We start from the raw sequence: 302 nt of genomic DNA, 5'->3' as shown, positions 1-302 counted from the left end.
GTAACCGTGATAGTGCGCGTTAAGGTTTCACCTTCTTTGAGTGACTGCACATCAATGTGGGGGTTGTTGAGCGTGTAGCTCCAGTTGCCGTTTGCATCAATCGAGAAGCTGCCGTAGTTGCCATCGGTGACATTGGTTTGCACCTGGAATACAGCTTCGCCGTTATCCACGTCAGTGACATCGAACTTACCTGTTACCGTTTCCACGGTGGCCGCGTCAGTGTCAGAGCTGCCGTCTTCGGTGACGGTGCCTTTATCTGAATCTGGGTTACCTGGAGTCACGCTGATGTCAGCAGGATCGTT

Annotated in this window: 1 protein-coding gene; it reads right to left on the bottom strand. The window is 52.3% G+C overall.

Annotated features, from left to right (window positions below):
• Positions 1-302, bottom strand: a 302-nt coding sequence (locus GQA99_RS20400) for a VCBS domain-containing protein (protein WP_206194608.1), incomplete at both ends; no start/stop codon positions are given.

This window comes from Shewanella litoralis, from assembly GCF_009828585.1.
In the GTDB taxonomy this organism is placed as follows: Bacteria; Pseudomonadota; Gammaproteobacteria; order Enterobacterales; family Shewanellaceae; genus Shewanella; species Shewanella litoralis.
This window is presented reverse-complemented; position numbering and strand designations above follow the sequence as displayed.